This is a genomic window from Pseudomonas sp. CC6-YY-74 (assembly GCF_002025205.1).
In the GTDB taxonomy this organism is placed as follows: Bacteria; Pseudomonadota; Gammaproteobacteria; order Pseudomonadales; family Pseudomonadaceae; genus Aquipseudomonas; species Aquipseudomonas paeninsulae.
On sequence record NZ_CP019947.1, the window covers coordinates 3967169 to 3994085 of the forward strand.

The window sequence follows — 26917 nt, forward strand, 5'->3', positions numbered from 1 at the left end:
GAATTCCGATTCCGTCAAGTAACCGAGCCCCGCAACCTGGGCGCTACAGCGCCGCAGACTCTCTAGCGCCGGCCATCGCCGCAAGAAAAAAACGTACGGGCTTGCCAAAAGGCAATCGGGCCACTACTTTATCGGAACCGATGTTCCGGTTCCGATAAAAACGATACAACAGGAGATCGTCGTGGAAGCACAGAGATCAGCATGGACTGCGGGTTGCTTGGCATTGCTGGCGGTTAGCCAGGCACATGCTTTTCAGGGGCGCTCAGGGGATTGGGCACTGTCTTTGGATACCACCCTGTCCTACGGGGTGAACTACCGCATGGAAAACCAAGATCGTCGGCTGATTGCCCGCGCCAATGGCGGCAAAGGCGATAACAGCGCGCTGATCAACTCCGACGACGGCAACCTCAATTTCAAGAAGGGCGAGCTGTTCTCCGAGGTGGCCAAGGTGGTCACCGAAATGGACCTGAACGTTCAGGATGACTACGGCATCTTTCTGCGCGCTCGTGGTTTCTACGACTTCGAACTGAAGGACGACGACCGTCGGCACCGCGAGATCAGTTCCAAGGGGCTGGACGATGCCGGTTCCAGTATCGACCTGCTGGATGCCTTCGTTTATGGCAGCTGGACGGTGGCCGACCGTGCACTGAACGCTCGCCTTGGGCGGCAAGTAATTAACTGGGGTGAGGGGCTGTTCTACCAGAACGGCATCGGCGCGACCAACCCGGTGGACCTCAACGCCCTGCGCGCTCCAGGCTCCGAACTGAAAGAAGCCTACCTGCCGACCCTGATGGGCTATGCCTCGTTCGAGCTGAGCGACGACCTGTCCATCGAAGGCTACTGGCAGCCTGGCAGTGCCTGGGAAGAAACCAAGATCGACCCCTGCGGCACGTACTTTTCCACCCTGGATGCGCTGGGAGGCGGCTGCGATTACTTGATGCTGCCGCCTTTGCAGGAGCAGCTGACCCAGGCACTCGTGCCAGGCGGTCTGGCCTTCGATACGCCGGAACAAGCCCTGGCCTACGCCAACAGCTTGCCTGCTATTCCGGCCTTGGCATTGGTCAAGGGTTTGCTGCCGACCACCTATATCCCACGCGGCAAGGATGTCAAAGCCGATGATGCGGCACAGTTCGGCGTGGCCCTGCGCTGGATGGTGCCGGAGTTGAACGACAGCGAGCTGGGCTTCTACTACCTGCGCTACAACATGAACGTGCCGATGATCGGCCTGACCGTGGCGCAGACCATGATGGGCCTGCCGCTGGCCAATACCGCCAACTACTACGCCGAGTACCTGGAGAAGCGCCACCTCTACGGGCTCAGCTTCAACACCAGTATCGGTGGCGACAACTGGCTGAATGGCTTATCCCTGGCCGGTGAATTGAGCTATCGGCCCAATGCGCCTATTGCCCTGGGGCTGGGTGAGTACCTGCCGACTGCGCTATTCGGTACCAACCAGGGAGTACCGGCCGGTACGCGCCTCGATGGCTTTAACGAGAAGGCCATGTGGCAGGCCTCGCTGGTGGGTATCTACAGCTTTAACAACCTGCTCGGGTCCAACGCCGCCACGCTATTCACTGAGGTGGTGGGCAGCCGGGTGCAGGGCCTTGAGTCGGATATCGACTATTACGGCGCCACCTCCAGCGCCTGGGGCGCGCAGAGCAGCCTGTCGCTGACCTACAGCAACGTGTTCAACGTGGTCAATCTGGTGCCCAGCGTCAGCTACCAATACGGCATCAATGGCGTGGCGCCGCAGTTGACCAATGGCCTGCTGGAGGAGCGCAAGAGCTACTCGGTTGGCCTCGATGCGATCTATCAGGAGTCCCTGAGCCTCGGCGTCAAATATGTCGGCTACAGCGCCGGCGGTCTGGCCAACAAGAGCAGCGACCGCGACTACCTCGGCTTCAACATCAAATACAGTTTCTAGGAAGGGAAGATCATGACGACTTCAGGATTCTTACGGGCCGGCCTGTTCGGTTCCCTGCTGCTGACCGGCGGCCTGGCTCAGGCTCAGGTGAATGCCACGCCGGCCGCGCGCCTCGGCCATGAGCTGACCCCGCTGGGCGGCGAAATGGCTGGCAATGCCGCCGGGAGCATTCCGCCCTGGACGGGCGGCCTGGCCCGCGATGCCAGCGCCTTCGATCCGGCTCAGGGCTATCGCGACCCCTATGCCGCCGACCAGCCGCTGTTCAGCATCACCGCGGCGAATGCCGAGCAGTACCGCGAGCACCTCAGTCCAGGACAGCTGGCCATGCTCACCCGCTTCAGCGCCAGCTGGAAGCTCAACGTCTACCCGACCCGACGTTCGGCCTCCTACCCGGACAAGGTGTATGCCGCGGCCAAGCACAACGCCACCTCGGCCAAGCTAATCGACAACGGCAACGGTATCGCCGACTTCAAGCTGGCCACGCCCTTTCCGCTGCCACAGTCGGGCCTCGAGGTGTTGTGGAATCACCTGGTGCGCTACCGCGGCGACAGCGTCAAGCGCTACTACGCCCAAGCCGTGCCGCATGCCAGCGGCGACTATTTCATGACCAAGATCGAGGATCTGTTCCTGTTCAACCAGGCCGCTGGCGACGACAGCCAGAGTAACGGCAACATCCTCTTCTACTTCCGCCAGTCGGTGCTGGCCCCGGCGCGCCTGGCCGGCACCGAGCTGCTGGTGCATGAGACCGTTAACCAGGTCAAGGAACCGCGCCTGGCCTGGCTCTACGCCTCCGGCCAGCGTCGCGTGCGGCGTGCGCCGAACGTGGCCTACGACTCGCCCGGCACCTCGTCCGATGGCATGCGCACCACTGACAATTTCGACATGTTCTCCGGCGCGCCGGACAAGTACGACTGGCAACTGGTGGGCAAGCAGGAACTCTATGTGCCGTACAACAGCTATCGCCTGGCGGCCAAGAGCAACAAGTACAGCGACATCGTCAAACGCGGGCATATCAACCCCGATCTGCTGCGTTACGAGCTGCACCGGGTCTGGCATGTGCGCGCTACGCTGAAGGCGGGGATGCGCCACCAGTACAAGCAGCGCGACATGTATTTCGATGAAGACAGCTACCAGATTCTGGTGGTCGATCATTACGACAACCGAGACACCCTGTGGCGGGTGGGCGAGTCCTACACGATTAACTTGTATGACCAGCCATTGATCTGGACTAAAGGCGATGCGGTATATGACTTGATTGGTGGCCGTTATGTCATCGGCGTATTGTCCAATGAAGAGCCAGCCAATCAGTTTGATATTGCCTTGAAACCGTCGGACTTTACCCCAGCGCAATTACGCCGGGACAGCCGGCGTTAATGTTTGGCAACTTCCAGATAATTGCAGATCAGCTTGGAAAGTTCTCCGGGAATAACTTCCCGGGGAGTTTCGCCCAGTGTGCCGACCATGGTCAGGTAATTCATGCTGGCCAGCAGCATATGCGCAGAAAGATCGGCGGCTTGTTGCGGTTGCGGGTGGCCCAGTTCGCCTTGGCGGGCCAGGACGATGCGGCAGAAGGTCTCCCCGATGTAAGCATTGAGCTGGTGGAAACGCTGGCGAAATTGCAGATCGGCCGAGCTGCGGCGAACCAGGGCGCGGAGCAATCCCTCGTGACCGCCGAACAACTCGACCATGCCGCGGATAAAGGCTTCGATCTGCTCGACCAGCGACAGTTTGCTGTGGCTGAGGTCCTCGACCAGGGCATCGATGGCGTTGCGGGTCTGTTCGACGAAGCGCTCATGCACGGCGTAGAGCAGCACGTCCTTGTCACCCAGCAGGCGATAGAAGGTGCCCACGGAGGATTTGGCCAGCTGGGCAATCTGGGAAATGCCGGTGTCTTCGAAACGGTTGTCTGCCAGCAGTTCGGCAGCCACGTTGAGAAAGCGTTCCAAGGCTTTTTTACTGCGGGCCTGAGTCGGGCTGGAAATGCTGTACATGGGGAGAGTTCTCTATAAGAAGCCAGTCGATTCTAGGTTTTTCGCCGCGACAAGGCAAACGCTGACTTAATAACTAAGTGGGCAAATTCGATATCTTTCATAGTTGTTTCCTGATAACCGAAGCGGCCCAGGAGGGCAGGAGTAGTAGTGCTTCAAAGTTATTATTAAAGAGGTGTTATCCGTGCACTATATTCAACTGAAGAGTGGCCGTTGCGCGTACATCCGCCAGGGACAGGGCATGCCGGTATTGCTGCTGCATGGTTTGGGTTCATTCTGGCAGGATTGGCAGCCGCAGATTGACGCATTGTCACGCTTTTCCGAAGTCTTTGCCCTCGACCTACGTGGGCATGGTGCCAGTGAACCCCTGCGCGCACCCGTCAGTGTGGCCGAGCTGGCTGAAGACGTGGCCGAGTTTATCCGTGCTCAGCGCATTCAGGGTTGCGTGCTGGTGGGCATCTCTATGGGGGGCATGGTCGGCTTCCAGTTGCTTGCACAGCAGCCCGAGCTGGTCGGGCGGCTGGTGGCGATCAACAGTGCGCCGAGCTTCCCGCTGGATTCCTGGGCCCTGCGCGGCAAAGTGCTGCTGCGCCTGACGCTGATCCGCCTGCTCGGCTTGAAGGCCATGGGCCGCCTGCTGGCACGCAAGCTGTTTCCCCATGCCGAGCAGGGCGAACTGCGTCGGCGAACTGCCATGCGCATCGGTGCCAATGACCGGATGTCCTACCTGCATGCCATACGCGCGATTCTCGGCTGGTCGGCGCTGCCGGCGGTGAATGGCGTCGACACGCCGATGTTGATCGTGGCGGGTGATCGCGACTACACCCCATTGGCCTATAAGCAGGCCTATGTGGCGCAATTGCGTAATGCAGAACTGGAGGTGGTGGCCGACTCGGGGCATGCCACGCCCTTGGATCAGCCCGAGCGTCTGAATGCCTTGCTGGAGCGTTTTATCCGAGCCAAGTAGTAGTTGTCAAAGAGTTGAACGTGGGTTTTTGGGCACCTTATGGTGCCAACTTTTCGTCTGGCTCTCGGCGTCAGGGCTGTCCTGGCAGTAAACTGCCCGACCAGTCGATAACGAGTACCTGCATGGATCTTCAACCCTGGTCCCACGCCTGCTCCGCCGGTTTCACCCTGCGCGGCTGGCATTCGCCGCCTTCGGGCAAGCCGCTGCTGCATTTTCTTCACGGCAACGGCTATTGCGGTCGCGTCTACGAGCCCCTGCTGGCTGGTCTGGCCGCGGATTTCGATCTCTGGCTGTGCGATGCCCAGGGCCATGGCGACAGCGATCATGGCGGCCGTTTCCATGGCTGGAACCGCAGCGCCGAGCTGGCGCTGGAGGCGTTCGCCGAGGGCCGCAAGCACTTTGCCGAGGTGCCGTTGTTTGCCGTCGGCCACAGCTTTGGCGGGGTTTTAACCAGCCTGATGCTGGCCCAACAGCCGCAGCTATTTCAGCGCGCCGTGCTGCTCGATCCGGTGTTGTTCACTCCGGCGATGATCGGGGTGATGGCACTCTCCGACGTGGTCGGTCTGAGTTCACGCAACACCATGGCGAGCAAGGCGCGCAAACGCCGCCACGAATGGCCGGATCGCGCGGCGGCACATGCAGCGCTGCATGGCCGCGGGATGTTCCGCGGCTGGAACGAGACGGCGTTCGAGGCCTATATCGCTAATGCCCTGAGAGACAGTGACGCCGGCGTCGAACTCAAGTGTCGGCCGAGCCGCGAAGCGGAAATCTTCGGCTCTTTCCCCAAGCGCCTGTGGCCGTCGCTGGCCAAGGTGGTGACGCCGACCCAGGTGCTGTATGGCCAGCGCAGCTACCCCTTTGTCGCCAAGTCGGTGGCGCGCTGGTGCGCCAGCAACCCGCACATTCATGCTCAGGTGGTGGCTGGCGGGCACTGCTTTATGCAGGAACAGCCCGAGGACGCCGCCATTCGAGTGCGCGAGTTCTGCTTGCCGCAATATGCCTGAGGTCAGCTGCGTCTGAGCTCGCCTCAGTCCTCGGGCGGCTGATGTTCGCGCCGCCACGCATTGAGTTCGATGACCTGAGGGCTTTCTGCCGGTGGCGTCCTGAACGGATGGGGCGCCAGTTCGATGCGTCCGACCTGCTGGCCGAACATGACAATGCTGCCGACATGACGTTGTTCGCCGGTGACGGTGAACTCGAAGCCATACACCCGCGCCAGACGTTTACGCCCGCGGGCATCGGCCAGCAGGGTGATCTTGCGTAGCGCGACGTTGCCGTCGAGCAGTTCGATGTCGGCTTTCGCGCAGTGCTGTTTGACTTGCGCCAGGGCGCGCTCACGCAACCCGTGGGCGTGCCAGAGCCAGGCGCCGGCGGTGGCCAGCAGCATCAGAACGAAAATATTACCGAGGGTCAGCATTGCGGGTTCCAGGCGGGCTTGGTCGGAGCGCGGCGTGTGTCGAGGAGCGTTAGGCCATTCTGCCAGTCCCGCTGCGGGCTGTCTTGCCCGAGCACTCAACCATCGTGCTTGAGGTCACGGTAGCGCTGCTCCAGTTCCTGGCGAATCGCCCGGCGCTGGTGGCCCTGTTTGAAGCGCCGTTGTGCTTCGGAGGTCTGCGGCTGGCGTACCTGTACCGCTATCGGCTTGCCACCGTCATCCACCGCGACCATGGTGAAGAAGCAGCTGTTGGTATGGCGCACCGAGCGCTCGCGGATGTTCTCGGTGATCACCTTGATGCCGATTTCCATCGAGCTGCGCCCGGTGTAATTGACCGAGGCGAGGAAGGTCACCAGCTCGCCGACGTGGATCGGCTGGCGGAAGGTCACCTGGTCCACCGACAGGGTCACCACGTAGCAGCCGGCGTAACGGCTGGCGCAGGCATAGGCCACCTCGTCGAGGTACTTGAGCAGGGTGCCACCGTGGACATTGCCGGAGAAGTTGGCCATATCCGGGGTCATCAATACGGTCATCGACAGCTGGGCGTTTCCGGGTTCCATGGGGGCACTCTTGTAGTTGAGGTGGGGCGGCTTCGGGCATCGCGCGGCCCTGCCTATGATAACGACTCAGGCCGATGGCGAGTCACGCCAGCGTTTGCGCGCGTGCAGGTAGGCGGCGCTGTCGTTGTAGCCGAGCCGTTCGCCGATCTGCGCGCGACTGAACCCTTGCAGCTCGTAGTATTGTTCCAGTTCGCCGCGCAGCAGGTCGAGCACCTGGCGAAAACTCAGGTCCTGTTCCTCCAGGCGCCGGCGCAGGGTGCGCGGGCTCTGGTGCAGGGATTCGGCGACACTTTCCAGGCTCGCCGGCAGGCCCTGTTCCAGCGCCTGACGCGCGCTCGCGGCGACCTTGCCAGCCCAGCCGCCAAGCTGGTGGCGCTGCGCCAGGCGGCGATCCAGCTCCTGGCAGAGCAGCTCGACCATACCGGCATGGCGGTTAAGCATCGGCAGGGTCTGGGTGGGCTGATCGAACAGCAGCCGATTGTGCTCGGCATTGAACTCGACCCGCTCGCCGAACCAGGGCCGGTACTGCTCGTGGTAGGCCGGGCGGGCATGACGGAAGCGCGCACGCAGCGGCAGCACCGACTGGCCGGTGCCACGGCGCATCTGGGTCACGGCCATGACCATGTAGTGTTCGACCAGGTAGCGGGCCAGCTGCGGTGGGGCGTCGATCGTCAGTTCGACGCCCGCGCCCTCGCCTTCCTCGACTATCCGCAGCTGGTCGCTGTCGGCAGCCAGGCTGGCATAGCGTGCCCAGCAGCGGCTGGACTCGGCGACGTCGGCGCAGAACAGGCAGAGGTGGGCCAGTACGTGCCAGTCCTGGGGGCTGAACTGGGCGAACAGGTGCAAGCCGATGGCCGGATCGTGCTCGGCGGCGGCCAGCCACAGTTGCTCCAGTTCGACCAGGCTGAAGTCCGGCGAGGCACTGGCACGGCTGTGCAGGAAGCGCTCCAGCACCTGGCCGAGGGGGCCACGGTGGAAGCGTCGGGCCGGCAAGTTGGCCCGTTCTCGGGTGTTTTTGTCCAGTTCGCGCATGTTGCCTCGGGCCTAGGTGGCTTCTTATGGGGCTGTCGCCCGGTGCGTCTGCCGGGCCCAGTCGAGGTTGCCATGAATCCAACAACAATCGCCAACAATCCCTCACTCGTGGTCGGCGCGATCTTTTTCGGCTTCATCCTGCTGGAGCTGGCCTGCGGTTGTTTGCGCCAGGCCAAGGGCCAGTGGCGCGATGTCGCCATCGAGGTGCTCGGCTCGAGCCTGCTGCTCGGCCTGACCTTTCCGCTGATCTTCTTCCTGTGCAATGCCCTGCTCGAACACTGGGCCCCGCAGGCTAGCGGCGTGCTGAGTGAGCTGCCTTGGTGGGCCGGCGTCGGTCTGTTGCTGCTGTGCGACGACATGACCCAATACTGGTGGCACCGTCTGGCGCACCGGCTGCCCTGGCTGTATGCGCTGCATCGTGCACACCACTCGGCGCAGTACATGAGCATCCGCATCGTCTACCGCAACAACAGCTTCTATTACCTGCTGATGCCAGGACTCTGGCTGTCCGCCGTGCTGGTCTACCTGGGCCTGGCGGAGGTCTATTACGGCTACCTGATCGTCAAGATGGCGGTGATCTTCGGCGCCCACAGCAGCGTCGCTTGGGACGACCGGCTGTACCGTATTCGCGCCCTGCGCCCGCTGATGTGGATCCTCGAGCGGACCATCTCGACCCCGGCGACCCACTCCGCCCACCACGGCCAGAACGCCGCCGATGGCGTGACCCACTACAAGGGCAACTTCGGCAACCTGCTGTTCTTCTGGGACGTGCTGTTCGGCACGGCCAAGATCACCCGCCGCCGGCCCCAGGCCTTCGGCGTGGAAAACCTGCGCCCGGTCAGCTGGCAGCATGAGCTGTTCTGGCCGCTGGTGCGCAGCCGCAAGCCGGGCAAGGCCACCGAGCCCGGCCCGCTGGGCGAGGGGGCCGGCCAATGAGTCTGAAACTGGTGCTGCTGGCCGGCTCCAGCCAGCCGTCCAGCCAGTCGGCCAAGGTCGCCGCCTACCTGCAGCGGCGCCTGCTGCAACTGGGCCATTGCGCGGCGGCGGACCTCAGCCTGATCGACCTCGGCGCCACCCCGCTGCCGTTGTGGCCGGCGCAGGACCATGCTGGCGCCTGGGCCGATTGCGCGGCACTACTGCACGAGGCGGACGGCCTGGTGCTGGTCAGCCCCGAGTGGCACGGCATGGCCAGCCCGGCACTGAAGAACTTCTTCGTCTACGCCGGGCGCCGCGAACTGGGGCACAAGCCAGGGCTGCTGGTCGGCGTTTCGGCCGGCACGGGCGGCGCCTACCCGCTGAGCGAACTGCGCGCCTCCAGTTACAAGAACTGCCGGCTGTGTTACCTGCCCGAGCAGCTGATCGTGCGCCAGGTCGAGACGGCGCTCAATGGCGAGACCGCGGTTGACGAGGCCGATGCGCGGATCCGCAGCCGCGCCGACTGGACGCTCGAGGTGCTGGTGCACTACGCCCAGGCCATGCGCCCGCTGCGCACGGCCATCGCGCCGGTCTTCGCCAGCGGCATGTGAGGCCTTGGCTACTTGCCGGCCGAGAGGCCGAAGTCGATCGCCAGGTCGGCGCCGGTGATGGCCTCGGCCGCGGGTTGGCACAGGTACCAGACCAGCTCCGCGACTTCCTCGGGCCGCAGGAAGCGCGCTTCGCGGCCCTGTGGATAGAGGTTTAGCAGTTCGCGCTTGTAGCCATTGGGGTTGCCCTTGCCGTAGCGCTCGGCCTGGTAGTCGAGCATCGGCGTGGCGATGTCGCCGGGCGACACCGTATTGACCCGCACGCCGAACTCGGCCAATTCCAGGGCCAGGGTCTTGCTCAGCATCACCAGCGCGGCCTTGCTCGCGCAGTAGGCCGCCGAGCCGCGGTGCGCCTGTTGCCCGGTACTGCCAGCGATGTTGACGATGCAGCCGCGGCTGTCCTTGAGGTGCGGGATCGCCGCCTGGCTCATGTAGAACGCCGCTTTGAGGTTGACGCCCATGATCAGGTCGAAATCTTCCTCGCTAAAGTGCTGCACCGGACCTCTGCGCCAGACCCCGGCGGCGTTGACCACCGCATCCAGGCGGCCGGTAGCGACCAAGGCTGCGGCGATCAGCTCGCGGCAGTTGGTGGCACTGCGCAGGTCGGCGGTGGCGCTGAATTCCAGCGGCACCTGAGCATTCAACCCATGCAGGTTGTCCTTGTCGATATCGGTGGCGGCGACCCGCCAGTGACTCTGCGAGAAGCGCTTGGCGATGGCGCTGCCGAGGCCGCCGGCGGCGCCGGTGATCAGGATAACGGGGGTGCTCATAGCAGTGCTCCTCAAGAGTGGTTGGTTAATTCAGTGTAGGTAAGGTTGGCCTATGCGTACCCTTGGGGGGCGTGGGCCAGGCCATTGCGGGCTTGCTCGGCCAGCGCCATGGATTGCGGGCACTGTGCGCTGAAGGGTTGCCGCTCTCGGGCGATCAAGGCGCTGCTGGCAGATGTGGCGATACTGCTGGCGCTGATTATTGAACACCCCGTTCGATTTATTGCACATCATGGTTTTGTGACCATAGACATGTCAATGCCGGGGTAAATATTCGATGATGAGCGCGGTTCACGCCTGACGGCGGAGAGACCAAGGATGCCTGCTGTGCCGGCCCTTGCGGTTCAGTGCATCACCTTCATGCTAGCGGGCAGCGCGCTCGCTCACCCCGCCCTGCCCGGTTTGCCGGCAGGCGAAAAGGTCAGATTCAGATGGCGGATAACCTTCAGGAACAACTCTACCAGCGGATCCGCAGTGACTTGCTGGCCGGTCGTTTCCAGCCAGGGCAGCGTCTGAAAATTCGCGACCTCGCCACTGCCTGGGGCACCAGCCCAATGCCGGTGCGCACGGCCTTGCAGCGCCTGGTTGTCGAGGGCGCCCTGGAGGGTGAACAGCAGCGCTCCGCGCGTGTGCCGGCGATGAGCCGCGAACGCTTCCTGCAGATCACCCAGGTGCGCTTGAGCCTGGAGGGCTTGGCCGTCGAACTGGCCGCGCCGCTTCTGGGTAGCGCCGACATCGACCTGTTGCAGGGTTGTATCCTGCGCATGGAGCAGGCGCTGGAGCAGCGCGATGTACCTGCTTACCTGCAAGACAACAGCCTGTTCCACCTGACCCTGTACCGCGCCTGCGCCAACCCGACCCTGCTGCGGATGATCGAAGCGCTGCGCCTGCAAATCGGGCCTTTTTTCAACCGCTTGTTTACCGGCACGGAGCAGTTACTGCACCTCAATGACTTCCACGAAGCGGCCTTCAAGGCATTGCAGGCCGGTGACGGCAAGGCGGCGCGAGTGGCGATGGAGCAGGACCTGAGCTATTTCGACGAGTACCTGCTCAACCTGCTGGATCAGGAGGCGGATGGGTCAGGTTGCGCGTGCAACTCACCAAATAATCAGCTCTCCAGCCAGACGTCGCGTACCCAGTGCCATACCGAGTCCCAGGTTTCTTCTTCGCTCTGCTCGCCGGTGTCGCCTTCCCAGAGCACCACGGTGCCGTCCTGTTCGACGCAGTAGTAGTTGCCGCGATCCTCGCAGATCGGCACCAGCTCACGCGATACACCCAGCGACCAGGCCACCGAGGCGACTTCCGGCAGGTAGGTGTGTGATTGCGGATCGGCGGCGGTGACAGGCTCGAGGCGGCCGTAGACCACGTCGCTGACCTTGAGCAGGAATTCGCGCAGCTCGAACGGCAGGTTGATCAGGATCTGCTCCTCGATCTCCACCAGCAGTTCTTCTTCCGGCAGCTCCAGGGCGACCGGTACGGGTTCGTTCATTTCACGCAGTTGTTCGATGACTTCTTCCACGGGGTGGACTCCAGCAGCAAGGCAGAATGACGGGGGTAGCGACGGGGAGCCTCTCGCCGTGCAGCGAAGAGGCTCTCCCGCGTTGGCTTTTTACTCTGCCCGGCCTGACCGAACAAGAGGGATTGGCTCCCGGGAAACACAAAACCCGGGACAAGCCCGGGTTTTGTGTGAAGCCAGCGACTCGTTAGCCGTTCTGGCGGATACCGGCTACCAGCCAAGGCTGGCTGTCACCGGCTTCACGCTCCAGGCGCCAGCTTTCGCTGAACACTTCGCCCTGGTCGAAGCGCGAGGTCTTCGCCACACCGGTAAAGGTCAGGGTGGCGACGGTCTTGTCGCTCAGGTCGTCGACACCATCCAGTTGCACGTCGAGGTTGTCGACGTAGGTGGACTGGAAGCCCTCACCCAGCTCGGCGCGCTCGCCCTTGAGGAATTCGAGCAGCTGCGGGGTGACGAACTCGGCGATCTTGTCCATCTCGTCGGCGTCCCAGTGCTGCTGCAGGCTGAGGAAGTGCTCGCGGCCGGCGCTGACGAAGCTTTGTTCGTTGAACCAGGCCGGGGCATTGATCACTGGCTTGAGCGCAGCGGCGCTGCCACCACCGAAGATCGAGGCAGGTGCCGCCTGAGCAGGCATCTCGCGCTGCATGGGCGCGCCATTGGCGCTGAGCGGGCCGGCCTGCTTGCGCCGGGAGGCGAGGAAGCGGAACAGCAGGAAGGCGATCAGACCGAAGATCAGCATGTCCATGATCTGCAGGCCTTCGAAGCCATCCCCCATGAACATCGAGGCGAGCAGGCCGCCAGCAGCCAGACCGGCCAATGGACCGAGCCAGCGCGACGCACCGCTGGCCGCCGCAGGCTGACGCCCGGCGGTCGGCGTGCTGGCGCTGCTCGAGGTTGGCGACGAGGCCTGGCGGGTCTGGTGGCTCGGTGCGGAGCCGAAGGATTTAGCCCCGCCAAAACGCTTGGCTTCGGCATCAAAACTCATGGTAAGGCCCAAACTCAGGCACATGGCCAGGGCAATGCTGAGGAAACGCTGCATGTTTAGCTGTCTCTTGGTGGTTGGAACGCTGCGCGGCATCTTGCCCGCCAGCCGCGCGGAAAACCAGTCATAGAGTGTTTCGAGCTTTTGCTTTTCGCTCAACGGTATGGCTTCGGCGCCGCCACTTACCGGCGCAACAGCATCTGCAGCGGCCCGTAGCGCAGCTGCCGACGCAGGAAGGCGCGGAACTCGGCGGGGTCTTCCTCGGGGTGACGCAACCAGTGGATGAAACTGCGCAAGTAGGCGCCGGTCAGCAGGCTTTCCTCGGCGATGCGTTGCAGGTGGCGGCTTTCCCGCCGGGCACCTTCGCGCCACCATTGCACGGTGCGACTGATGCGCAGCAGGCCGAGTACCTGCAGGTGCAGATGCGCGGGCTCGAGTTTGTACAGCAGCATCTGCCCGGTCACCGAGCGGTGCGCGGCCAGGCTGTCGAGCCAGGCGACCAGCAGCTCTTCCAGGCACTTGGCCGGCTCCAGTGCACCGAGGTCGGCGGCGCTGCTGCGCACCAGCATGGCGCGGTCGGCGCGGTCGAACCAGGCGTCGACCAATTGGTCCTTTTCCCGGTAATGGGCGGCGATGGCGCCCAGGCCAACGTTCAGGTGCGCCGCCACATCGAACAGATGCAAACGCTCCCAGCCGCAGACATCGGCCAATTGCAAGGCGCCATCGAGGATCTGTGATGCGGATGGGTTGGAACGCGGCATGCTTCACCTCCGCTCAGTAGTATGGTGGCTGAGCGGGAGGTCGGTGGTGGGATACGACGGGCGGGTTCAGTCTGGCGGCGCTACCCGCGCACGAGCAAGGGTGGCTCAGAAGTGGTAAGCCGCCCCCAGGCGCACGCTTTGCTCGGTCAGGCGCTGTTTGTACTCTTCGCCCCACATAGCGACGGGGAGATTTTCCTGGGTGCCGAAATCGGCGTAGCGGTACTCGATTCGGGCGGAAAAGGCGTCGCTCAGCAGGTATTCGGCGCCTGCGCCGACCGTCCAGCCGTCCTGGCCATTGGTGTTGGTTTCGCTCGTGCCGGCGAGTTGGTCTCTCCACTTCCGCTCGACGCGGGCATAGGCATAGCCCGCGGTAGCGAACAGCAACAGATTGTTGCTCGGCAAATAGCCGGCGCGGGCGCGCAGGGAGCCGCTGGAGTTGAGGCCACTAGTGCCAACGTACCGTGGGTCGGCGGTTCCGTTGAACTCCTGATAGTTGCTGTCGCTCTGGTCACCCCGGCCTTCGTAGTCACCTTCGAGTCCCACCAGCCAGCTATTTGTAAGCGTCCAGTTATAGCCGGCAAGCGCGCCATATTGCGCAGACTTGGGATTGGTTTCCTGGGTCCAGCCGGTTTTGGCGTCGGTCACTTGGCCATAGCTGGTGCCTTTGTCCTTGGCCCAGGCATAACCGGTGTAGAGGCCGGCGTAGGCACCTTCGAAACCTTGGGCCAAGGCTGACAGCGGGGTCAGAAGAGCGGTAAGGAGTAAGGCGCGTTTCATCGGGGTAATCCTTGTCATTTCTTATTAGCGTGGTTGTGTGTGAGGTGACGGTGCCGACAATTTTTATGATCAGCTATCCGTGCGTGAGTCATGCGCAGGCATGCTGCAATCAGGGTGTTCTCGCTTGTGTGGTGCACGGGCGGTTCCAGCAGGCATGGCTGCAAGCTGAAACGGCCAACGTGTGGCGTAACCCGGCCTAGGCGTGAATGCTCAACGCCAGTTATACAATTCTTTCTCGGACAGCTTGTGCATCTGGCTGGCCTGGGCCTGGAAGGCCTTCATCGAGGCCCAGATACGTCCATTCAGCTCGCTCTGTGCGGCCAGTTCGCCGAGCACCACTTCGGATTCACGCTGCATGGCGTCGAGCACTTCGTCGGGGAAGCGCTTGAGCAGGGTGCCCTGCTGCTTGAGTTCATCTAGGGCCAGGGCGTTGTGGTAGACATAGTCGTCCATCATGTCCTGGCTGGCGGCGCGAGCAGCCTCGGTGAGAATCGCCTGCAGGTCGGCCGGCAGGCTGTCGAGGGCCTGCTGGTTGATCAGCAGTTCGAGCACCGCCTGGGGTTCCTGCCAGCCCGGGTAGTAGTAGAACTTGGCGGCTTTATGCAGGCCGAAGGCCAGGTCGTTGTAAGGGCTGACCCAGTCGGTGGCATCGATGGCGTTGGTCTGCAGGGCGCTGAACACCTCGCCGCCGGGCAGGTTGACGGTGGTCGCACCGAGCTTGCTCAGGACTTCGCCACCGAGGCCCGGCATGCGGATCTTCAGGCCCTTGAGGTCGTCCAGCGAGTTGATTTCCTTGTTGTACCAGCCGCCCATCTGCATGCCGGTATTGCCCACTACCACCGGCTTGACCCCATAAGGTGCATAGGCCTCGTCCCACAGCGCCTGACCGCCGCCCTTGCTCAGCCAGGCGTTCATTTCCAAGGTCGACAGGCCGAAGGGTACGGCGGTGAAGAACTGCGCCGCCGGCACTTTGCCTTTCCAGTAGTAGGCGGCGCCATGGCCCAGCTCGGCGGTGCCGCGCGAGACCGCATCGAACACCTCCAGCGGCGGCACCAGCTCACCGCCGGCATACACCTTGATGGTCAGGCGCCCGGCGCTCATGGTCTTGACCCGCTCAGCCAAACGCTCGGCGGCGGTGCCCAGGCCCGGGTAATTCTTCGGCCAGGCGGTGACCATCTTCCACTGGAAGCTCTGCGCCGGTTCGACGGCGGCCTGTTCGCTACCGGCTTTTTCGTCATTGCAGCCGGCCAGGCCAAGGGCGGCGAGCAGCGCCACGGCAGCGGTGAAGAGGTTACGGCGGTTCATCGGGGCGTCCTTATTGTTTGAATGTGTAGCCTATGGAATGTGCATCACAACGCATCCAGCTTGGCGTAACCGAGCATCAACCATTTGCTGCCTTCGCTCTCGAAATTCACTTGCACCCGTGCCTGGGCGCCGGAGCCCTCGAAGTTGAGGATGGTGCCCTCGCCGAACAGCGCATGCTGCACTCGTTGGCCGAGGCTGAACGCGGTGTCCGGTATGGCACTGCCGGCGAACATGCTACTGCCGCTCATGCTGCGGCTGTTCCCGGTGAAGGGCCGGCTGACGCTATTGGACAGGCGCACTTCCTGGATCAGCTCCGCTGGAATTTCGCGGACGAAGCGCGAGATCGAGTTACGCGTTTCATTGCCATACAAGCGGCGGACTTCAGCGTAACTGATCACCAGCTTCTGCATGGCGCGGGTGATGCCGACATAGGCCAGGCGCCGCTCTTCCTCGAGCCGGCCGGGTTCTTCCAGGCTCATCTTGTGCGGGAACAGGCCTTCTTCCATGCCCACCAGGAACACCTGGGGAAACTCCAGGCCCTTGGAACTGTGCAGGGTCATCAGCTGGATGCTGTCTTCGTTTTCCGCCGCCTGGGTGTCGCCGGCTTCCAGCGAGGCGTGGCCGAGGAAGGCTTGCAACGGCGACTGCTCGTCATCTTCGCCGTTATCGAAGGTGCGCGCGGCGCTGACCAGCTCCTCCAGGTTCTCGATGCGCGCCTGGGCTTTTTCGCCTTTCTCCGCCTGGTGGTAGGCAATCAGCCCGCTCTGCTCGATCACCGTCTGGGTCATCAGGTGCAGCGGCATGCTCAGCACCTTGGCCGCGAGGTTCTCGATCAACTCGACAAAGCCGGCCAGGGCGCCCGAGGCACGGGCCGGCAGGGCTTTGTTGGCGACCATCAGGCGCACCGCCTCCCACATCGCCACGTCATGCTCACGGGCGTAGGCGCGGATCGCTTCGACGCTCTTCTCGCCGATACCGCGCGCCGGTACGTTGATCACCCGCTCCAGCGCCGCGTCGTTGCCGCGACCGTCGAGCAGGCGTAGATAGGCCATGGCGTTCTTGATTTCGGCGCGCTCGAAGAAGCGCTGGCCGCCATAGATGCGGTAGGGGATTTTCTCGCGCAGCAGCGCCTCTTCGAGCACCCGCGACTGGGCGTTGGAGCGGTAGAGAATGGCGATTTCGCTGCGTTTGAGGCCGTCCTTGCGCAGGGCGTCTTCGATCGTCTCGACCACGTAGCGGGCTTCGTCGTGTTCATTGAAGGCGGCGTACAGGCTGATCGGCTCGCCGTCGCCGTCTTCGGTCCACAATTCCTTGCCCAGGCGCCCCTGGTTGTTGGCGATCAGCGCGTTGGCGGCCTTGAGGATGCCGGCGCTGGAGCGATAGTTCTGCTCCAGGCGGACGGTTTCGGCGGCCGGGAAGTCGCGGCTGTACTGGTGGATATTCTCGATCTTGGCCCCGCGCCAGCCGTAGATCGACTGGTCGTCGTCGCCGACCACCATCAGGCTCTCGCCGCCCCTGGCCAGCAGGCGCAGCCAGGCGTACTGCACGGCGTTGGTGTCCTGGAACTCGTCGACCAGGATATGCCGGAAGCGTCGCTGGTAATGTTCGAGCAGGCCCGGTTTGTCGCGCCACAGGTCGAGCGCGCGCAGCAGCAGTTCGGAGAAGTCGATCACCCCGGCGCGGGCGCAGGCCGCTTCGTAGGCTTCGTAGATCTTCAGCATGGTGGCGAGGAACAGGTCGCCGCCGGGCTGGATGTTCTTCGGCCGCAGGCCTTCATCCTTCTGCCCATTGATAAACCATTGCGCCTGCTTGACCGGCCAGCGCTGCTCATCCAGGCCCAGCTCGCGCATCACCCGCTTGACCAGGCGCTGCTGGTCGTCGGAGTCGAGGATCTGGAAGTTTTCCTGCAAGCCGGCCTCCTGCCAGTGCGCCCGCAACAGGCGGTGGGCCAGGCCATGGAAGGTGCCGACCCACATGCCGGCCGGATTGACACCGAGCATCTGTTCGATGCGCGCGCGCATTTCGGCGGCGGCCTTGTTGGTGAAGGTCACCGACAGGACGCTGTGGGGCGAGGCGTTGACGATCTGGATCAGCCAGGCGATACGGTGCACCAGCACCCGGGTCTTGCCGGAGCCGGCGCCGGCCAGCACCAGTTGCTGGCCCAGGCCGGCGGCTACGGCCTGGCGCTGGGCATCGTTGAGGGAGGCGATCAGGAGTTCGGGGTCATTTTGCATCGCGGCATTCTAGGGGGCGGCGGCAACGAGGGCAAACCGGGTAAGCCGCGCATGCCAGCAGCGCGGCCAATGGACGACCGGCAAGTCACCTTGCCGGGTGGTTGTTGCAGGTCATCCTGGTCGCGCAAAGTCACTTGCCGGGCCTATGAATTTGCACAGATGATTGTTGGGCGATGCCTCTAGCTCGGGTATGCTCCGCCGACCTAGGCACCCAATACAAGAAAATAGCCTATGACCCAGACCGCTAGCGCCGCTGCCGAACTGACGTTGGACACGACACGCGAGATTCGTCAGCAATTCGCCACGGATATCGCCATCGAACGGACCCGCCTGCTGTATCAAGGCTCGTGGGTGCCGACGCTATTCATGCTGCTCAATGGCGCGGCCTGTGCCTATTTGCTCTGGGCGCCGCCGAGCCGTGTGTTGCTCTCCGGCTGGCTGATCTGGCTGGTGCTGCTGGCCGTTATGCGCCTGCTCCAGGTCAGCGCCTTCAATCGCGCCCAACCGAGCAGCCAGGTGCAAGCGCATTGGCGGCGCAACTTCCTGCTTGGCGCCGGCGCTTCCGGTCTGACCCTGGCCTTCGCCGCCATCGCCCTGGTGCCGGCCGATGTGTTCTACCAGCAGGCCCTGGTCTACGGCCTGATCGCGGCGGCGACCCTGTCCGCCAGCGTGGCCTATGCCGTCAGCCTGTCGGCCTTCCTGACCTTCGCCTTGCCCTGCTTGCTGCCGTCGGTGGCGTATCTGCTGCTCAGCGAACATAGCCTGCTGCGTGGCTGGGGCGTGCTTGGCGGCATCCTGCTGATGACCCTGTTGGTGGTGGTCTGGCAGGTCAACCGCCTGGTGCAGCGCAGCCTGTTGCAGCGCTTCCAGAATCAGGCGCTGATCGGCCGCCTGGAACATGCCCGGCAACAGGCCGAGGCGCTCAATGGCGAACTGGCCCACGAAGTCGAGCAGCGCCGCTGGGCCGAAGGCGAGCTGCGCACGGCCCATGATGAGCTGGAAATGCGCGTGGCCGAGCGCACCCTGAAGCTGGACGCCACCACCCACGCCCTGAGCAAGAGCGAGGCGCGCCTGGCCCTGGCCCTGGAGGCCAGCGAGCTGGGGCTGTGGGACTGGAACCTGCAGAGCGATGAAGTGCATCACTCGCAGCTCAAGGAAATCTTCGGCCTCGAACCCGAGGCGGTGCAGGTCATGCTGCGCGACCTCAAGCCGCGCCTGCACCCGGACGATCTGCCATTGTTGCGCCGGACCCTGGTCGAGCATATGAAGGGGCGCAGCGACGACTATCAGATCGAATACCGGGTCAAGCATGCCGACGGCCATTGGGTCTGGGTCGAGGATCGCGGCCGCGCGGTGGAGCGCGACGCCCAGGGCCGGGTGCTGCGCATGCTCGGTACGCGGCGCACCATCACCGCACGCAAGCAGCAGGAAGAGCAGCAGCGGCTGGCCGCCACGGTGTTCGAGGCGGCCAGCGAAGGCATCGTCATCCTCGACCCGGATTACCGCCTGCTGGCGGTCAACCAGGCATTCAGCCAGGTCACCGGCTATCGCCAGGAAGACGTGCTCGGCAAAAGCGTCGCCAGCCTGATCAGCAGCCGCGACACCCGTCACCAGTACCAGCTGATCCGCTTGGAGCTGGAGCGCGGCGACCACTGGCAGGGCGAATTGATCGAGACGCGCAAGAACGGCGAACTCTACCCGCAATTGCTGCAACTCAAGGTGGTGCGCGATGCGCGGGGGCTGGTCAGTCATATCGTCGGTTTCTTCGCCGACCTGTCGTCGCGGCGCGAGGCCGAGGAGCGTCTGCGCTATCTGTCGCACTACGACGACCTCACCGGTCTGGCCAACCGCAGCCTGTTCAAGGCGCGTCTGCACGAGGCCAGTCAACGTTCGCGGCAGAGTGGGCGCAGCCTGGCCCTGCTGCACGTCGACCTGGATCGTTTCAAGTGGCTTAACGACAGCCTGGGCCATGAAGTGGCCGACCAGTTGCTGCGGCAGATGAGCCGGCGCCTGAGTCAGGCCATACCCGAGGCCGACACCATTGCGCGCTTGTCCGGCGACGAGTTTGCCGTGTTGCTCGATTCCTACGGCAGCCTCTCGACCCTGGCGCGCATGGCCAGCCGCCTGCTGGCCAAGTTGCGCCTGCCGATGACCGTCGGCGGCCAGGAGCTGGTGGTCAGCGCCTCCGTGGGCATCAGCCTGCTGCCGGACAACGCGCGGGAGATCTCCACCCTGGTCAGCCAGGCCGACATGGCCATGCAGCACGCCAAGCACCTGGGCGGTAACACCTTCCAGTTCTTCACCGACAACCTGCAGGCCTGCACCCTGGAACGCCTGCAACTGGAGACCCAGCTGCGCAAGGCGATCGACGAGCACCAGCTGGAGGTGTTCTATCAGCCCAAGCTGTGCCTGGCCGACGACAGCCTGAATGCCGCCGAGGCGTTGGTGCGCTGGCGCCATCCGGAGCGCGGCCTGGTGCCACCGGGGGATTTCATCGGTCTGGCCGAGGAAACCGGGCTGATCGCACCGATCGGCGAATTCGTCCTGCGCCGCGCCTGCCAGCAGGCGCGGGACTGGCAGCTGCAGGGTCTGGCGCAGATCCGTGTGTCGGTCAACCTCTCGGTGCATCAGTTGCGCCAGGGCAAGCTGACCAGCCTGGTACGCCAGGTGCTCGACGAAACCGGCCTGGCGCCGCAGTTCCTCGAGCTCGAATTGACCGAGAGCCAGTTACTCGACAACGTCGAAAGCGTCATCACCACCTTTCAGCAGCTGCGTGACCTGGGGGTGAAACTGGCGATCGACGACTTCGGCACCGGCTACTCCTCGCTCAGTTACCTCAAGCGTTTCCCGGTGGACTACGTGAAGATCGACCAGACCTTCATCCGCGACCTGGCGCTCGGCGGCGAGGATGCGGCGATTACCCGCGCGATCATCGTCATGGCCCATAGCCTGGAGTTGAAGGTGGTCGCCGAAGGGGTGGAAACCCAAGCGCAAATGGATTTCCTCAAGGCCCACAAGTGCGACGAGATCCAGGGCTACCTGATCAGCAAACCGGTGCCGGCCGAGCAATTCGCCCAGTTTCTACGCGACCAGGCCGACGCCCGCTGAGGGGATGTCGCTGCGCGTCGCCGCGACGTACCAGGCAAAGGCCGTGGCCTGCCGGCGCAATCGATGCCGCCGCTTGCCGTGGCCGAACTGACGCCGGTGGAGTAACGGGGTTGGCCTGGGTCAGGCCGCGACTATCACATCGCCGTGATTCTCCGGCTCGATCAGCGCCCGGTGCAGCGTGGCCACGGCGGCAGCGTAGTCGTCCTCGTTGACCACGCACTGCATCCCCACCTGGCGGATCGATTGATGCACCGCCTGAATGCTGATGCCCGCTTCCGCTAGCGCCGCCACCGTCCTGGCGAGGATGCCCTTGACCTTCAGGTCCGAGCCGATCGCCGAGACGATGGCGACGTTGTGCACGGTCACCTCGGCGGCCGGGTAGCGCTCCTCGATCAGTCGCGCGGCGCGGTTGATCAGCTTGCGCGAACCCGAGGCGTAATAGGTGATGCTATTGGCGTCGGAGTCCTTGTTGACCACGTATAGCTTGAGCTGCTTGAGCAGCTTGGTGATCTCCATGTCGTAGCCGACATCGCCGAGCATGTCCTGGTCGAACACTTCCAGGCCGAACACGTCCTTGCGCCCGGCGATGATCTCCACGCAGGGCCGCTCGCTGCGGTAGTTCTGGCTGATCAGGGTGCCGGTATGCTCGGGTTCGAAGGCGTTCTTGATCCGTAGTTCGATGCCGGCGCTGCGCAGGGTCTTGGCCGCACGCGGATGGATCGCTTCCATGCCCAGATTGGACAGCTGGTCGGCGACGTCGTAGTTGGTGCGGCCGATGGTCACCACTTGGCCTGCGCCAACCAGCTTGGGGTCGGCGCTGCTGAGGTGGAATTCCTTGTGGATGATCGCTTCGCGGGCGCCGGTGGCGGCGGCGATCTGGGCGAAGGTGATCTCGCTGTAGCCGCGGTCGAAGGTGTTCATCAAGCCTTCGCTGCAATGGGTGTAACCGGTGGCAACGGCCAGTTCGCGACTCAGGTCGACCTCGGCGAAGCGACTGCCGATCATCGCTTCGAATGCCAGTGGCGCATCCAGGTGCCAGCCGGTGAGGTCGACCAGCTTGGCGTTGACCCCGCGCTGCTTGAGCGCCAGCACGGTATTGAAGGCGCTGTGCGCCTCGCCCAGCGAGGCGAGCATCTCGCGCACCTTCATCAGGTGTTCGCTCAGTTGGAAGTGGCCGTAGGCGCACAGCCGTTGCAGGCTGCGCATGCATTCGCCGGCATCGTCGATGCGCGAACCGATGAACTGGTTGGCCGCATGCCGCTCGAATTCGCCGTCGAACAGCGCGGCATTCTGCGCCAGCATCTGTTGGCGCACCGTCGCCAGCGCCTCGCTCCAGGCTTCTTCGCTGCGCGCGTCGGCGAAGCGTTGGTAGACACCGGGTTCGCCGGTCTTCTTGTGCTCCAGTAACAGGTTGGTCATGCCGCTGTAAGCCGAAACGACGAAGACCCGCTGATACAGTTGGTCGTCCTGGCGTCGGCCGATAAGGATGTTGTCGAGCACTTCCTCGAAGCGACTCATGGAGGTGCCGCCGATTTTTTCTACGGTATGCATGAGAGTTCGCTCGTGGTGATTTCGGCGGGTGGCCGACAAGCGCCCACCCGGGAAGAGAACAGGCCCGCTGTTGCGGGCCTGTCTGTGGGTCAGAGGTACTCTTGCGGCCGGATATCCAGCGCGGAGAAATCCTCGCGCTCGGCGACGAAGGCCGGGCGTGGTGTGTGCGCGCAGAAAGGCGCCTGTAGCGCGTTGTCCACCTGGTTGTAGACATAGAACAGGTTGCTGCGCGCGCTGGGGGTGATGTTGCTGTTGGAGCCGTGGAGGATGTTGCTGTCGAAGAACACCACGCTGCCGGCCGGGCCGAGGGCGGTGTCGATGCCGTAGCGGCCAGCCATCTCGCTCAGGCTGTGGTCATCCGGCACGCCGAACTGCTGCTTGCGCAGGGACTCTTGGTGGTGATTCTCCGGCGTGGCGCCGACGCAGCGCACGTAGTGCTTGTGCGAGCCGGGGATCAGCAGCAGCGGGCCGTTGTGCGGCTGGTTGTCGGTGAGCAGGATCGAGCAGCTCAGCGCCCGCATGCGCGGCATGCCGTCCTCGACGTGCCAGGTTTCGAAATCCGAATGCCAGTAGAACTCCTTGCCGGTGAAGCTCGGTTTGAAGTTCATCCGCGACTGATGCACGTACAGCTCGCCGCCAAGCAAAAAGCGCGCGATGCCGGCGATGCGCTCGTCGCGGGCAACCTGGGCGAACAGCGGGTTGTCCTTGTGGACGGCGAACACCGAGCGCACCGCGCCACTTTCCGGTTCGCTGATGGTCTTGGCGGAGTCCGCCACCGCCGGGTCGCGGCGTACGCGGTCGAGTTCCTGGAGCAACACCGCCACCTCGTCGGCGCTGAACACGTCGTGCAGCACCAGGTAGCCGTCGCGCTCGTAGCGCTCGATCTGCTGGACGCTGATCGGCGCATTTTCCAGGTCGTTACGGTAGACCACCGGGTCCAGGCGGTCCTGCCAGCTCGGTTGTTCCTGCTGGCGCGAAGGGTATAGATCGGTCTGCACGGGTGACTCCTCCGAGTCTGATCAGGCGACGGGTTCTGCCTCCAGCGGATAGACACCGCTTTCGTCATGCACTTCTTTGCCGTTGAGCGGCGGATTGAACACGCAAGCCATCTGCATTTCCGTGGTGCCGCGCAGCAGGTGCTCGTCGTGCTTATCGAGGATGTACAGGGTGCCGGGGGCGATCGGGTAGATCTTGCCGTCGGCAATGGTCTCTATCTCGCCTTCACCGCTGATGCAGTACACCGATTCCAGGTGGTTCTGGTACCAGATGTGGGTCTCGCTGTTGGCGTAGATGGTGGTGATGTGAAAGGAAAAGCCCATCTTGTCGTCCTTGAGCAGCATGCGTGTGCTGTCCCAGGTTTCGCTGACGATCTTGCGGTTGGACTGCTCGCAGTCGGCGAGGGTACGTACGATCATATTCAGCTCCTCAAGAGGCCTTAGAGGCCTGGTTGGCGGTTTGGTCGGCCATCACGGCGGCGAAGGCCGCGTCGAGGATGGTCATGGCCTTGTCGATCTGCGCTTCGCTGATAATCAGCGGGCACAGGCACTTGACCACTTCGCTGTGGGCGCCGCTGGTTTCGATCACCAGGCCGTGCTCGAAGGCATGCCGGCAGATGGCGGACGCGGTGTCGCCATCCGGGCAGCTGATGCCGATCATCATGCCGCGACCTTTGATGAACAACGAATCCGGGCCATAGCGACGCACGATCTTGTTCATGCCATCGGCGATGCGCTTGCCCTTGGCGCGCACACTCTTGGCGAACTCGTCGTCGCGCCAGAAGTGCTCGATGGCGGCGGCGGCGGTGACAAAGGCATGGTTGTTCCCGCGGAAGGTGCCGTTGTGCTCGCCCGGCTTCCACTGGTCCAGTTCCTTGCGCAGCAGCAGCATGGCGAACGGCAGACCGAAGCCGCTGAGCGACTTGGACAGGGCGATCATGTCCGGCTTGATACCCATTTCCTCGAAGCTGAAGAAACTGCCGGTGCGCCCGCAGCCGGCCTGGATGTCGTCGACGATCAGCAGCATCTGGTGCTTGCGGCAGAGCTTCTCCAGCTTGCGCACCCACTCGGCGGAAGCGGCATTCAGCCCGCCTTCGCCCTGCACCACTTCGACGATGACCGCCGCCGGCTTGTCGATGCCACTGCTCGGGTCGCTGAGCAGTTTGTCCATCATGCCGATGGTGTTGACCTTGTCGCCGAAATAGTTGGCGTAGGGCATGCGGCTGACATCGGTCAGTGGCACGCCAGCGGCACCGCGATGGTGCTGGTTGCCGGTGGCGGCCAGCGCGCCGATGCTGCAGCCGTGGAAGCCGTTGGTGAAGCTGATGATATTGCTGCGCCCGGTGACCTTGCGCGCCAGCTTCAATGCGGCTTCCACCGCGTTGGTGCCAGTCGGTCCGGTGAACTGCATCACGTAGTCGTGCATGCCGCGCGGCTTGAGGATCAAGCGGCTGAAGGTCTCGAGGAAGCGCTCCTTGGCATCGGAATACATGTCCAGGCCGTGGGTGATGCCGTCGTTGCCGATGTAGTCGAGCAACGCCTGCTTCAGCACCGGGTGGTTATGCCCGTAGTTGAGCGTACCGGCGCCGGCGAGGAAGTCGATGTAGTGTTTGCCGTCGCGGGTGATCAGTTCAGAACCGCGCGCTTGGTCGAATACCACGGGGAATGAGCGGCAATAGCTCCTAACGGACGATTCATTCTGTTCGAAGAGTTTCATGCATTTTCCTTATGTGTTTCTGCCAAGACGGATGCGTTGAACGGGCCGGCGCGATAGAGCACTTCGTCCTCATGCTGGCCGGCGAAATGCCCGGCGCGGGAGAACAGGGTGCGCGTCTCGTAGTCGACGCCCAGGCGGGCAAAAGCCCGCTTGAACAGCGCCTGGGAGGCGCCGTTATCCGGCGAAATGGTGGTTTCCAGAAAGCCTACGCCCTGGGCGGCGACCCGTTCGGTCAGCGCCAGCAGCATGCGTAGAGCCAAACCCTGACCGCGTAGCGAGGTATCCACCGCAACTTGCCAGACGAATAGCGTGTCTGGGCGCGAGGGAGGACGGTAACCGGAGATGAATCCCACCAGTTGGCCGTCAGCGTTCTCGGCGGCAATGGCGGTATCGGCGAAGTCGGCGCATTGCAGTAAATTGCAATACACGGAATTGGTGTCCAGGGGTTGGCAGCGGGCTACCAATTGATGCAGCGAATATCCGTCGCCGTCGGTTGGACGACGGAATGTGACGGGGGCAAAATTCAAACTAACATCCTTGAAGTTGTGCAAATCCCTATTAGGTTACACATACTGCGTAAGCTTTCTCAACCCGCAATCCGGATACCCGCCTTAATCGCGGCGTGAGAATTAGCTTAGAGTGCCTTAGTTTAAGTTCCCGTAACTAGCGAGTTGCACTTGTCGATAGGCACAGGAATTTCGCTGCATATCGGCGCCTCGACTGGCGGTTCTGCCGGAGGCCAATTTCGCCATTGCAGTAGTTATATTTCACCGCTGATAAAGCGCCTGGACGATGAACCATGATTCGGGCTGAATGCCGCTATTTTCAAGGGCTCTAGGCAGTTTATCGAGTGCCGGCGATTGCCTGCGCAGACGGCCGTAATGTTGTCAGATATCCGCTGTATATCTGCTGGAATATGCGGGTGGATATGACGCCCGTGAATCTCCCGGATCTTTCGTAGAATACCTGCCCAGCGCTGGGAAGATGCACGGCGGCAGAGGGGGTTGGTTACAGGGCGCGGGCGGTGCTAAATAAAATCCAATGGCTAGTGGATATATCGACCAGGTTCGGGAATTGCTCACGGCTATAGTGGACAACTGCTCGTCGCGCTATTAGCCACTCAATCTTTCGCCGTTCGGTAGTGTGGCAAAGTTGCCCGTCGCGGGTTCAGGGCCAGCAGCGACTGCGCCTGCGCCCCGTTCGAGCCGAGATCTGTTCATGGCCTCATGCAGAAAAGTACTTTGGTGCCATGCAATTGCGGCTTTTGTACAAGAGCCGAACAAAAGCCCTACAAAATATACTGTTTTTGCCTAGTCATCAGAGAGGGAATTACAGAATGAAAATGCGCCTGTCATCATCATTAGCGTTGTTATGCACGGCATTGGCTGCGGCCCGTTGGTCCAGGCTGCAGAGGGCGGCATGGAGGCGGCCGGACGCCAGTTGTTCAGTCACCACTGCACGGCGTGCCACTCGCTGGACAGCAGCGAGAACGCCTTCGGCCCCAGCCTGTTTGGTGTGGTCGGTCGTCCGGCGGCTGCCGTGCCCCGCTTTGCCTACTCGAACGCCATGCAGGCTTCGGGGATCACCTGGAGCGAAGACAACCTGCGCAAGTGGATTAGCGACAACCAGGCGCTGGTTCCGGGCACGCGAATGCGTCACGTCTCCATTATCGATCCAGCTGAACAGGATTACCTGATCAGCTTCCTGCGTTCACTGAAGTAAGCCACTGGCCACTGGGTTGCAACGTCACAGCGCAACCCGCCGATCTGCCGCAC

At 63.1% G+C, this 26917-nt stretch carries 24 protein-coding genes and 1 pseudogene; 9 read left to right on the top strand and 16 right to left on the bottom strand.

Features of this window, described 5'->3' with window-relative positions:
- The first annotated feature begins 181 nt into the window (after positions 1-181).
- Together B2D37_RS18035 and B2D37_RS18040 are read left to right on the top strand one after the other, a co-directional pair.
- On the top strand, positions 182-1924 hold the full coding sequence (locus B2D37_RS18035; RefSeq protein WP_256573098.1) for a DUF1302 domain-containing protein: 1743 nt from the start codon (positions 182-184) through the stop codon (positions 1922-1924).
- A 12-nt stretch (positions 1925-1936) separates the two neighbouring features.
- Positions 1937-3298 (top strand): DUF1329 domain-containing protein, encoded by a 1362-nt coding sequence (locus tag B2D37_RS18040; protein WP_079203992.1) that lies wholly within the window; start codon positions 1937-1939, stop codon positions 3296-3298.
- On the opposite strand, the gene B2D37_RS18045 is transcribed toward B2D37_RS18040, so the two are convergent.
- A complete protein-coding gene (locus tag B2D37_RS18045; protein WP_079203993.1) occupies positions 3295-3915 on the bottom strand; it encodes a TetR/AcrR family transcriptional regulator in 621 nt (206 codons plus the stop codon). The genes B2D37_RS18040 and B2D37_RS18045 overlap by 4 nt on opposite strands.
- Positions 3916-4096: 181 nt before the next feature.
- On the opposite strand from B2D37_RS18045, the gene B2D37_RS18050 reads away from it, so the two are divergent.
- Together B2D37_RS18050 and B2D37_RS18055 are read left to right on the top strand one after the other, a co-directional pair.
- Positions 4097-4879 carry an alpha/beta fold hydrolase gene (locus tag B2D37_RS18050; protein WP_079203994.1) on the top strand — a complete coding sequence of 261 codons (783 nt, stop codon included), beginning with the start codon at positions 4097-4099 and terminating at the stop codon, positions 4877-4879.
- Positions 4880-5001: 122 nt separating this feature from the next.
- Positions 5002-5883, top strand: a complete 882-nt coding sequence (locus tag B2D37_RS18055; protein ID WP_079203995.1) for an alpha/beta fold hydrolase — start codon at positions 5002-5004, stop codon at positions 5881-5883.
- A 23-nt stretch (positions 5884-5906) separates the two neighbouring features.
- Here the strand turns inward: B2D37_RS18055 and B2D37_RS18060 are convergent, their stop codons facing one another.
- From B2D37_RS18060 to B2D37_RS18070, 3 genes are all read right to left on the bottom strand, one after another.
- Positions 5907-6296 carry a DUF3301 domain-containing protein gene (locus tag B2D37_RS18060; protein WP_079203996.1) on the bottom strand — a complete coding sequence of 130 codons (390 nt, stop codon included), beginning with the start codon at positions 6294-6296 and terminating at the stop codon, positions 5907-5909.
- A 95-nt stretch (positions 6297-6391) separates the two neighbouring features.
- On the bottom strand, positions 6392-6874 hold the full coding sequence (locus B2D37_RS18065) for an acyl-CoA thioesterase (protein ID WP_079203997.1): 483 nt from the start codon (positions 6872-6874) through the stop codon (positions 6392-6394).
- 66 nt (positions 6875-6940) lie between these two features.
- Positions 6941-7906 carry an AraC family transcriptional regulator ligand-binding domain-containing protein gene (locus B2D37_RS18070; RefSeq protein ID WP_079203998.1) on the bottom strand — a complete coding sequence of 322 codons (966 nt, stop codon included), beginning with the start codon at positions 7904-7906 and terminating at the stop codon, positions 6941-6943.
- 72 nt (positions 7907-7978) lie between these two features.
- On the opposite strand from B2D37_RS18070, the gene B2D37_RS18075 reads away from it, so the two are divergent.
- Positions 7979-8842 carry a sterol desaturase family protein gene (locus tag B2D37_RS18075; RefSeq protein ID WP_079203999.1) on the top strand — a complete coding sequence of 288 codons (864 nt, stop codon included), beginning with the start codon at positions 7979-7981 and terminating at the stop codon, positions 8840-8842.
- A complete protein-coding gene (locus B2D37_RS18080; protein ID WP_079204000.1) occupies positions 8839-9432 on the top strand; it encodes an NADPH-dependent FMN reductase in 594 nt (197 codons plus the stop codon). The genes B2D37_RS18075 and B2D37_RS18080 overlap by 4 nt, the downstream gene beginning before the upstream one ends.
- 8 nt (positions 9433-9440) lie before the next feature.
- Here B2D37_RS18080 and B2D37_RS18085 read toward each other — a convergent pair whose 3' ends face one another.
- On the bottom strand, positions 9441-10199 hold the full coding sequence (locus tag B2D37_RS18085) for an SDR family NAD(P)-dependent oxidoreductase (protein ID WP_079204001.1): 759 nt from the start codon (positions 10197-10199) through the stop codon (positions 9441-9443).
- A 428-nt stretch (positions 10200-10627) separates the two neighbouring features.
- Here B2D37_RS18085 and B2D37_RS18090 point away from each other — a divergent pair.
- Positions 10628-11269: pseudogene (locus B2D37_RS18090) on the top strand (GntR family transcriptional regulator); the annotation flags it as partial.
- A gap of 35 nt (positions 11270-11304) precedes the next feature.
- Here B2D37_RS18090 and B2D37_RS23850 read toward each other — a convergent pair.
- From B2D37_RS23850 to uvrD, 6 genes are all read right to left on the bottom strand, one after another.
- Entirely contained in the window at positions 11305-11715 is a 411-nt protein-coding gene (locus B2D37_RS23850; RefSeq protein WP_079204002.1) for an SMI1/KNR4 family protein, read from the bottom strand.
- 184 nt (positions 11716-11899) lie between these two features.
- The gene (locus B2D37_RS18100) at positions 11900-12751 is read right to left on the bottom strand and encodes a Tim44 domain-containing protein (RefSeq protein ID WP_079205030.1); all 852 of its coding nucleotides are present in this window, start codon (positions 12749-12751) and stop codon (positions 11900-11902) included.
- Positions 12752-12876: 125 nt separating this feature from the next.
- A complete protein-coding gene (locus tag B2D37_RS18105; protein ID WP_079204003.1) occupies positions 12877-13455 on the bottom strand; it encodes a TetR family transcriptional regulator in 579 nt (192 codons plus the stop codon).
- A gap of 105 nt (positions 13456-13560) precedes the next feature.
- Positions 13561-14232 (bottom strand): outer membrane protein, encoded by a 672-nt coding sequence (locus B2D37_RS18110; RefSeq protein ID WP_177345248.1) that lies wholly within the window; start codon positions 14230-14232, stop codon positions 13561-13563.
- Between the two features lie 210 nt (positions 14233-14442).
- On the bottom strand, positions 14443-15537 hold the full coding sequence (locus B2D37_RS18115) for a TRAP transporter substrate-binding protein (protein WP_079204005.1): 1095 nt from the start codon (positions 15535-15537) through the stop codon (positions 14443-14445).
- A 44-nt stretch (positions 15538-15581) separates the two neighbouring features.
- Complete coding sequence (gene uvrD, locus B2D37_RS18120; protein WP_079204006.1) at positions 15582-17771, bottom strand: DNA helicase II; 2190 nt, start codon at positions 17769-17771, stop codon at positions 15582-15584.
- Between the two features lie 231 nt (positions 17772-18002).
- On the opposite strand from uvrD, the gene B2D37_RS18125 reads away from it, so the two are divergent.
- On the top strand, positions 18003-20879 hold the full coding sequence (locus B2D37_RS18125; protein ID WP_079204007.1) for a bifunctional diguanylate cyclase/phosphodiesterase: 2877 nt from the start codon (positions 18003-18005) through the stop codon (positions 20877-20879).
- Between the two features lie 120 nt (positions 20880-20999).
- Here the strand turns inward: B2D37_RS18125 and B2D37_RS18130 are convergent, their stop codons facing one another.
- The 5 genes from B2D37_RS18130 to ectA form a co-directional block, all read right to left on the bottom strand.
- Positions 21000-22430 carry an aspartate kinase gene (locus B2D37_RS18130; RefSeq protein WP_079204008.1) on the bottom strand — a complete coding sequence of 477 codons (1431 nt, stop codon included), beginning with the start codon at positions 22428-22430 and terminating at the stop codon, positions 21000-21002.
- An 89-nt stretch (positions 22431-22519) separates the two neighbouring features.
- Positions 22520-23428, bottom strand: coding sequence for an ectoine hydroxylase (gene thpD / locus B2D37_RS18135; RefSeq protein WP_079204009.1), 909 nt, complete (start codon positions 23426-23428; stop codon positions 22520-22522).
- Between the two features lie 21 nt (positions 23429-23449).
- The gene (locus B2D37_RS18140) at positions 23450-23845 is read right to left on the bottom strand and encodes an ectoine synthase (protein WP_079204010.1); all 396 of its coding nucleotides are present in this window, start codon (positions 23843-23845) and stop codon (positions 23450-23452) included.
- Positions 23846-23855: 10 nt separating this feature from the next.
- Positions 23856-25142 (bottom strand): diaminobutyrate--2-oxoglutarate transaminase, encoded by a 1287-nt coding sequence (ectB, locus tag B2D37_RS18145; RefSeq protein WP_079204011.1) that lies wholly within the window; start codon positions 25140-25142, stop codon positions 23856-23858.
- Positions 25139-25669 (bottom strand): diaminobutyrate acetyltransferase, encoded by a 531-nt coding sequence (gene ectA, locus B2D37_RS18150; protein ID WP_079204012.1) that lies wholly within the window; start codon positions 25667-25669, stop codon positions 25139-25141. The genes ectB and ectA overlap by 4 nt, the downstream gene beginning before the upstream one ends.
- Positions 25670-26513: 844 nt before the next feature.
- On the opposite strand from ectA, the gene B2D37_RS18155 reads away from it, so the two are divergent.
- Positions 26514-26864: a cytochrome c family protein gene (locus B2D37_RS18155; protein WP_079204013.1), complete on the top strand. Its 351-nt coding sequence runs from the start codon at positions 26514-26516 to the stop codon at positions 26862-26864.
- Positions 26865-26917: the final 53 nt, after the last annotated feature.

Excerpts from the sequence above, each read along its gene's own strand:
- B2D37_RS18125 (WP_079204007.1), top strand. The coding sequence starts at position 18,003 with ATGACCCAGACCGCTAGCGCCGCTGCCGAACTGACGTTGGACACGACA.
- B2D37_RS18140 (WP_079204010.1), bottom strand. The coding sequence starts at position 23,845 with ATGATCGTACGTACCCTCGCCGACTGCGAGCAGTCCAACCGCAAGATC.
- B2D37_RS18075 (WP_079203999.1), top strand. The coding sequence starts at position 7,979 with ATGAATCCAACAACAATCGCCAACAATCCCTCACTCGTGGTCGGCGCG.
- B2D37_RS18105 (WP_079204003.1), bottom strand. The coding sequence starts at position 13,455 with ATGCCGCGTTCCAACCCATCCGCATCACAGATCCTCGATGGCGCCTTG.
- B2D37_RS18065 (WP_079203997.1), bottom strand. The coding sequence starts at position 6,874 with ATGGAACCCGGAAACGCCCAGCTGTCGATGACCGTATTGATGACCCCG.
- B2D37_RS18080 (WP_079204000.1), top strand. The coding sequence starts at position 8,839 with ATGAGTCTGAAACTGGTGCTGCTGGCCGGCTCCAGCCAGCCGTCCAGC.
- B2D37_RS18155 (WP_079204013.1), top strand. The coding sequence starts at position 26,514 with ATGCACGGCATTGGCTGCGGCCCGTTGGTCCAGGCTGCAGAGGGCGGC.
- B2D37_RS18055 (WP_079203995.1), top strand. The coding sequence starts at position 5,002 with ATGGATCTTCAACCCTGGTCCCACGCCTGCTCCGCCGGTTTCACCCTG.
- B2D37_RS18040 (WP_079203992.1), top strand. The coding sequence starts at position 1,937 with ATGACGACTTCAGGATTCTTACGGGCCGGCCTGTTCGGTTCCCTGCTG.
- B2D37_RS18060 (WP_079203996.1), bottom strand. The coding sequence starts at position 6,296 with ATGCTGACCCTCGGTAATATTTTCGTTCTGATGCTGCTGGCCACCGCC.
- B2D37_RS18130 (WP_079204008.1), bottom strand. The coding sequence starts at position 22,430 with ATGCATACCGTAGAAAAAATCGGCGGCACCTCCATGAGTCGCTTCGAG.
- B2D37_RS18100 (WP_079205030.1), bottom strand. The coding sequence starts at position 12,751 with ATGCAGCGTTTCCTCAGCATTGCCCTGGCCATGTGCCTGAGTTTGGGC.
- ectB (WP_079204011.1), bottom strand. The coding sequence starts at position 25,142 with ATGAAACTCTTCGAACAGAATGAATCGTCCGTTAGGAGCTATTGCCGC.
- B2D37_RS18085 (WP_079204001.1), bottom strand. The coding sequence starts at position 10,199 with ATGAGCACCCCCGTTATCCTGATCACCGGCGCCGCCGGCGGCCTCGGC.
- B2D37_RS18110 (WP_177345248.1), bottom strand. The coding sequence starts at position 14,232 with ATGAAACGCGCCTTACTCCTTACCGCTCTTCTGACCCCGCTGTCAGCC.
- B2D37_RS18115 (WP_079204005.1), bottom strand. The coding sequence starts at position 15,537 with ATGAACCGCCGTAACCTCTTCACCGCTGCCGTGGCGCTGCTCGCCGCC.
- B2D37_RS18045 (WP_079203993.1), bottom strand. The coding sequence starts at position 3,915 with ATGTACAGCATTTCCAGCCCGACTCAGGCCCGCAGTAAAAAAGCCTTG.
- B2D37_RS18070 (WP_079203998.1), bottom strand. The coding sequence starts at position 7,906 with ATGCGCGAACTGGACAAAAACACCCGAGAACGGGCCAACTTGCCGGCC.
- uvrD (WP_079204006.1), bottom strand. The coding sequence starts at position 17,771 with ATGCAAAATGACCCCGAACTCCTGATCGCCTCCCTCAACGATGCCCAG.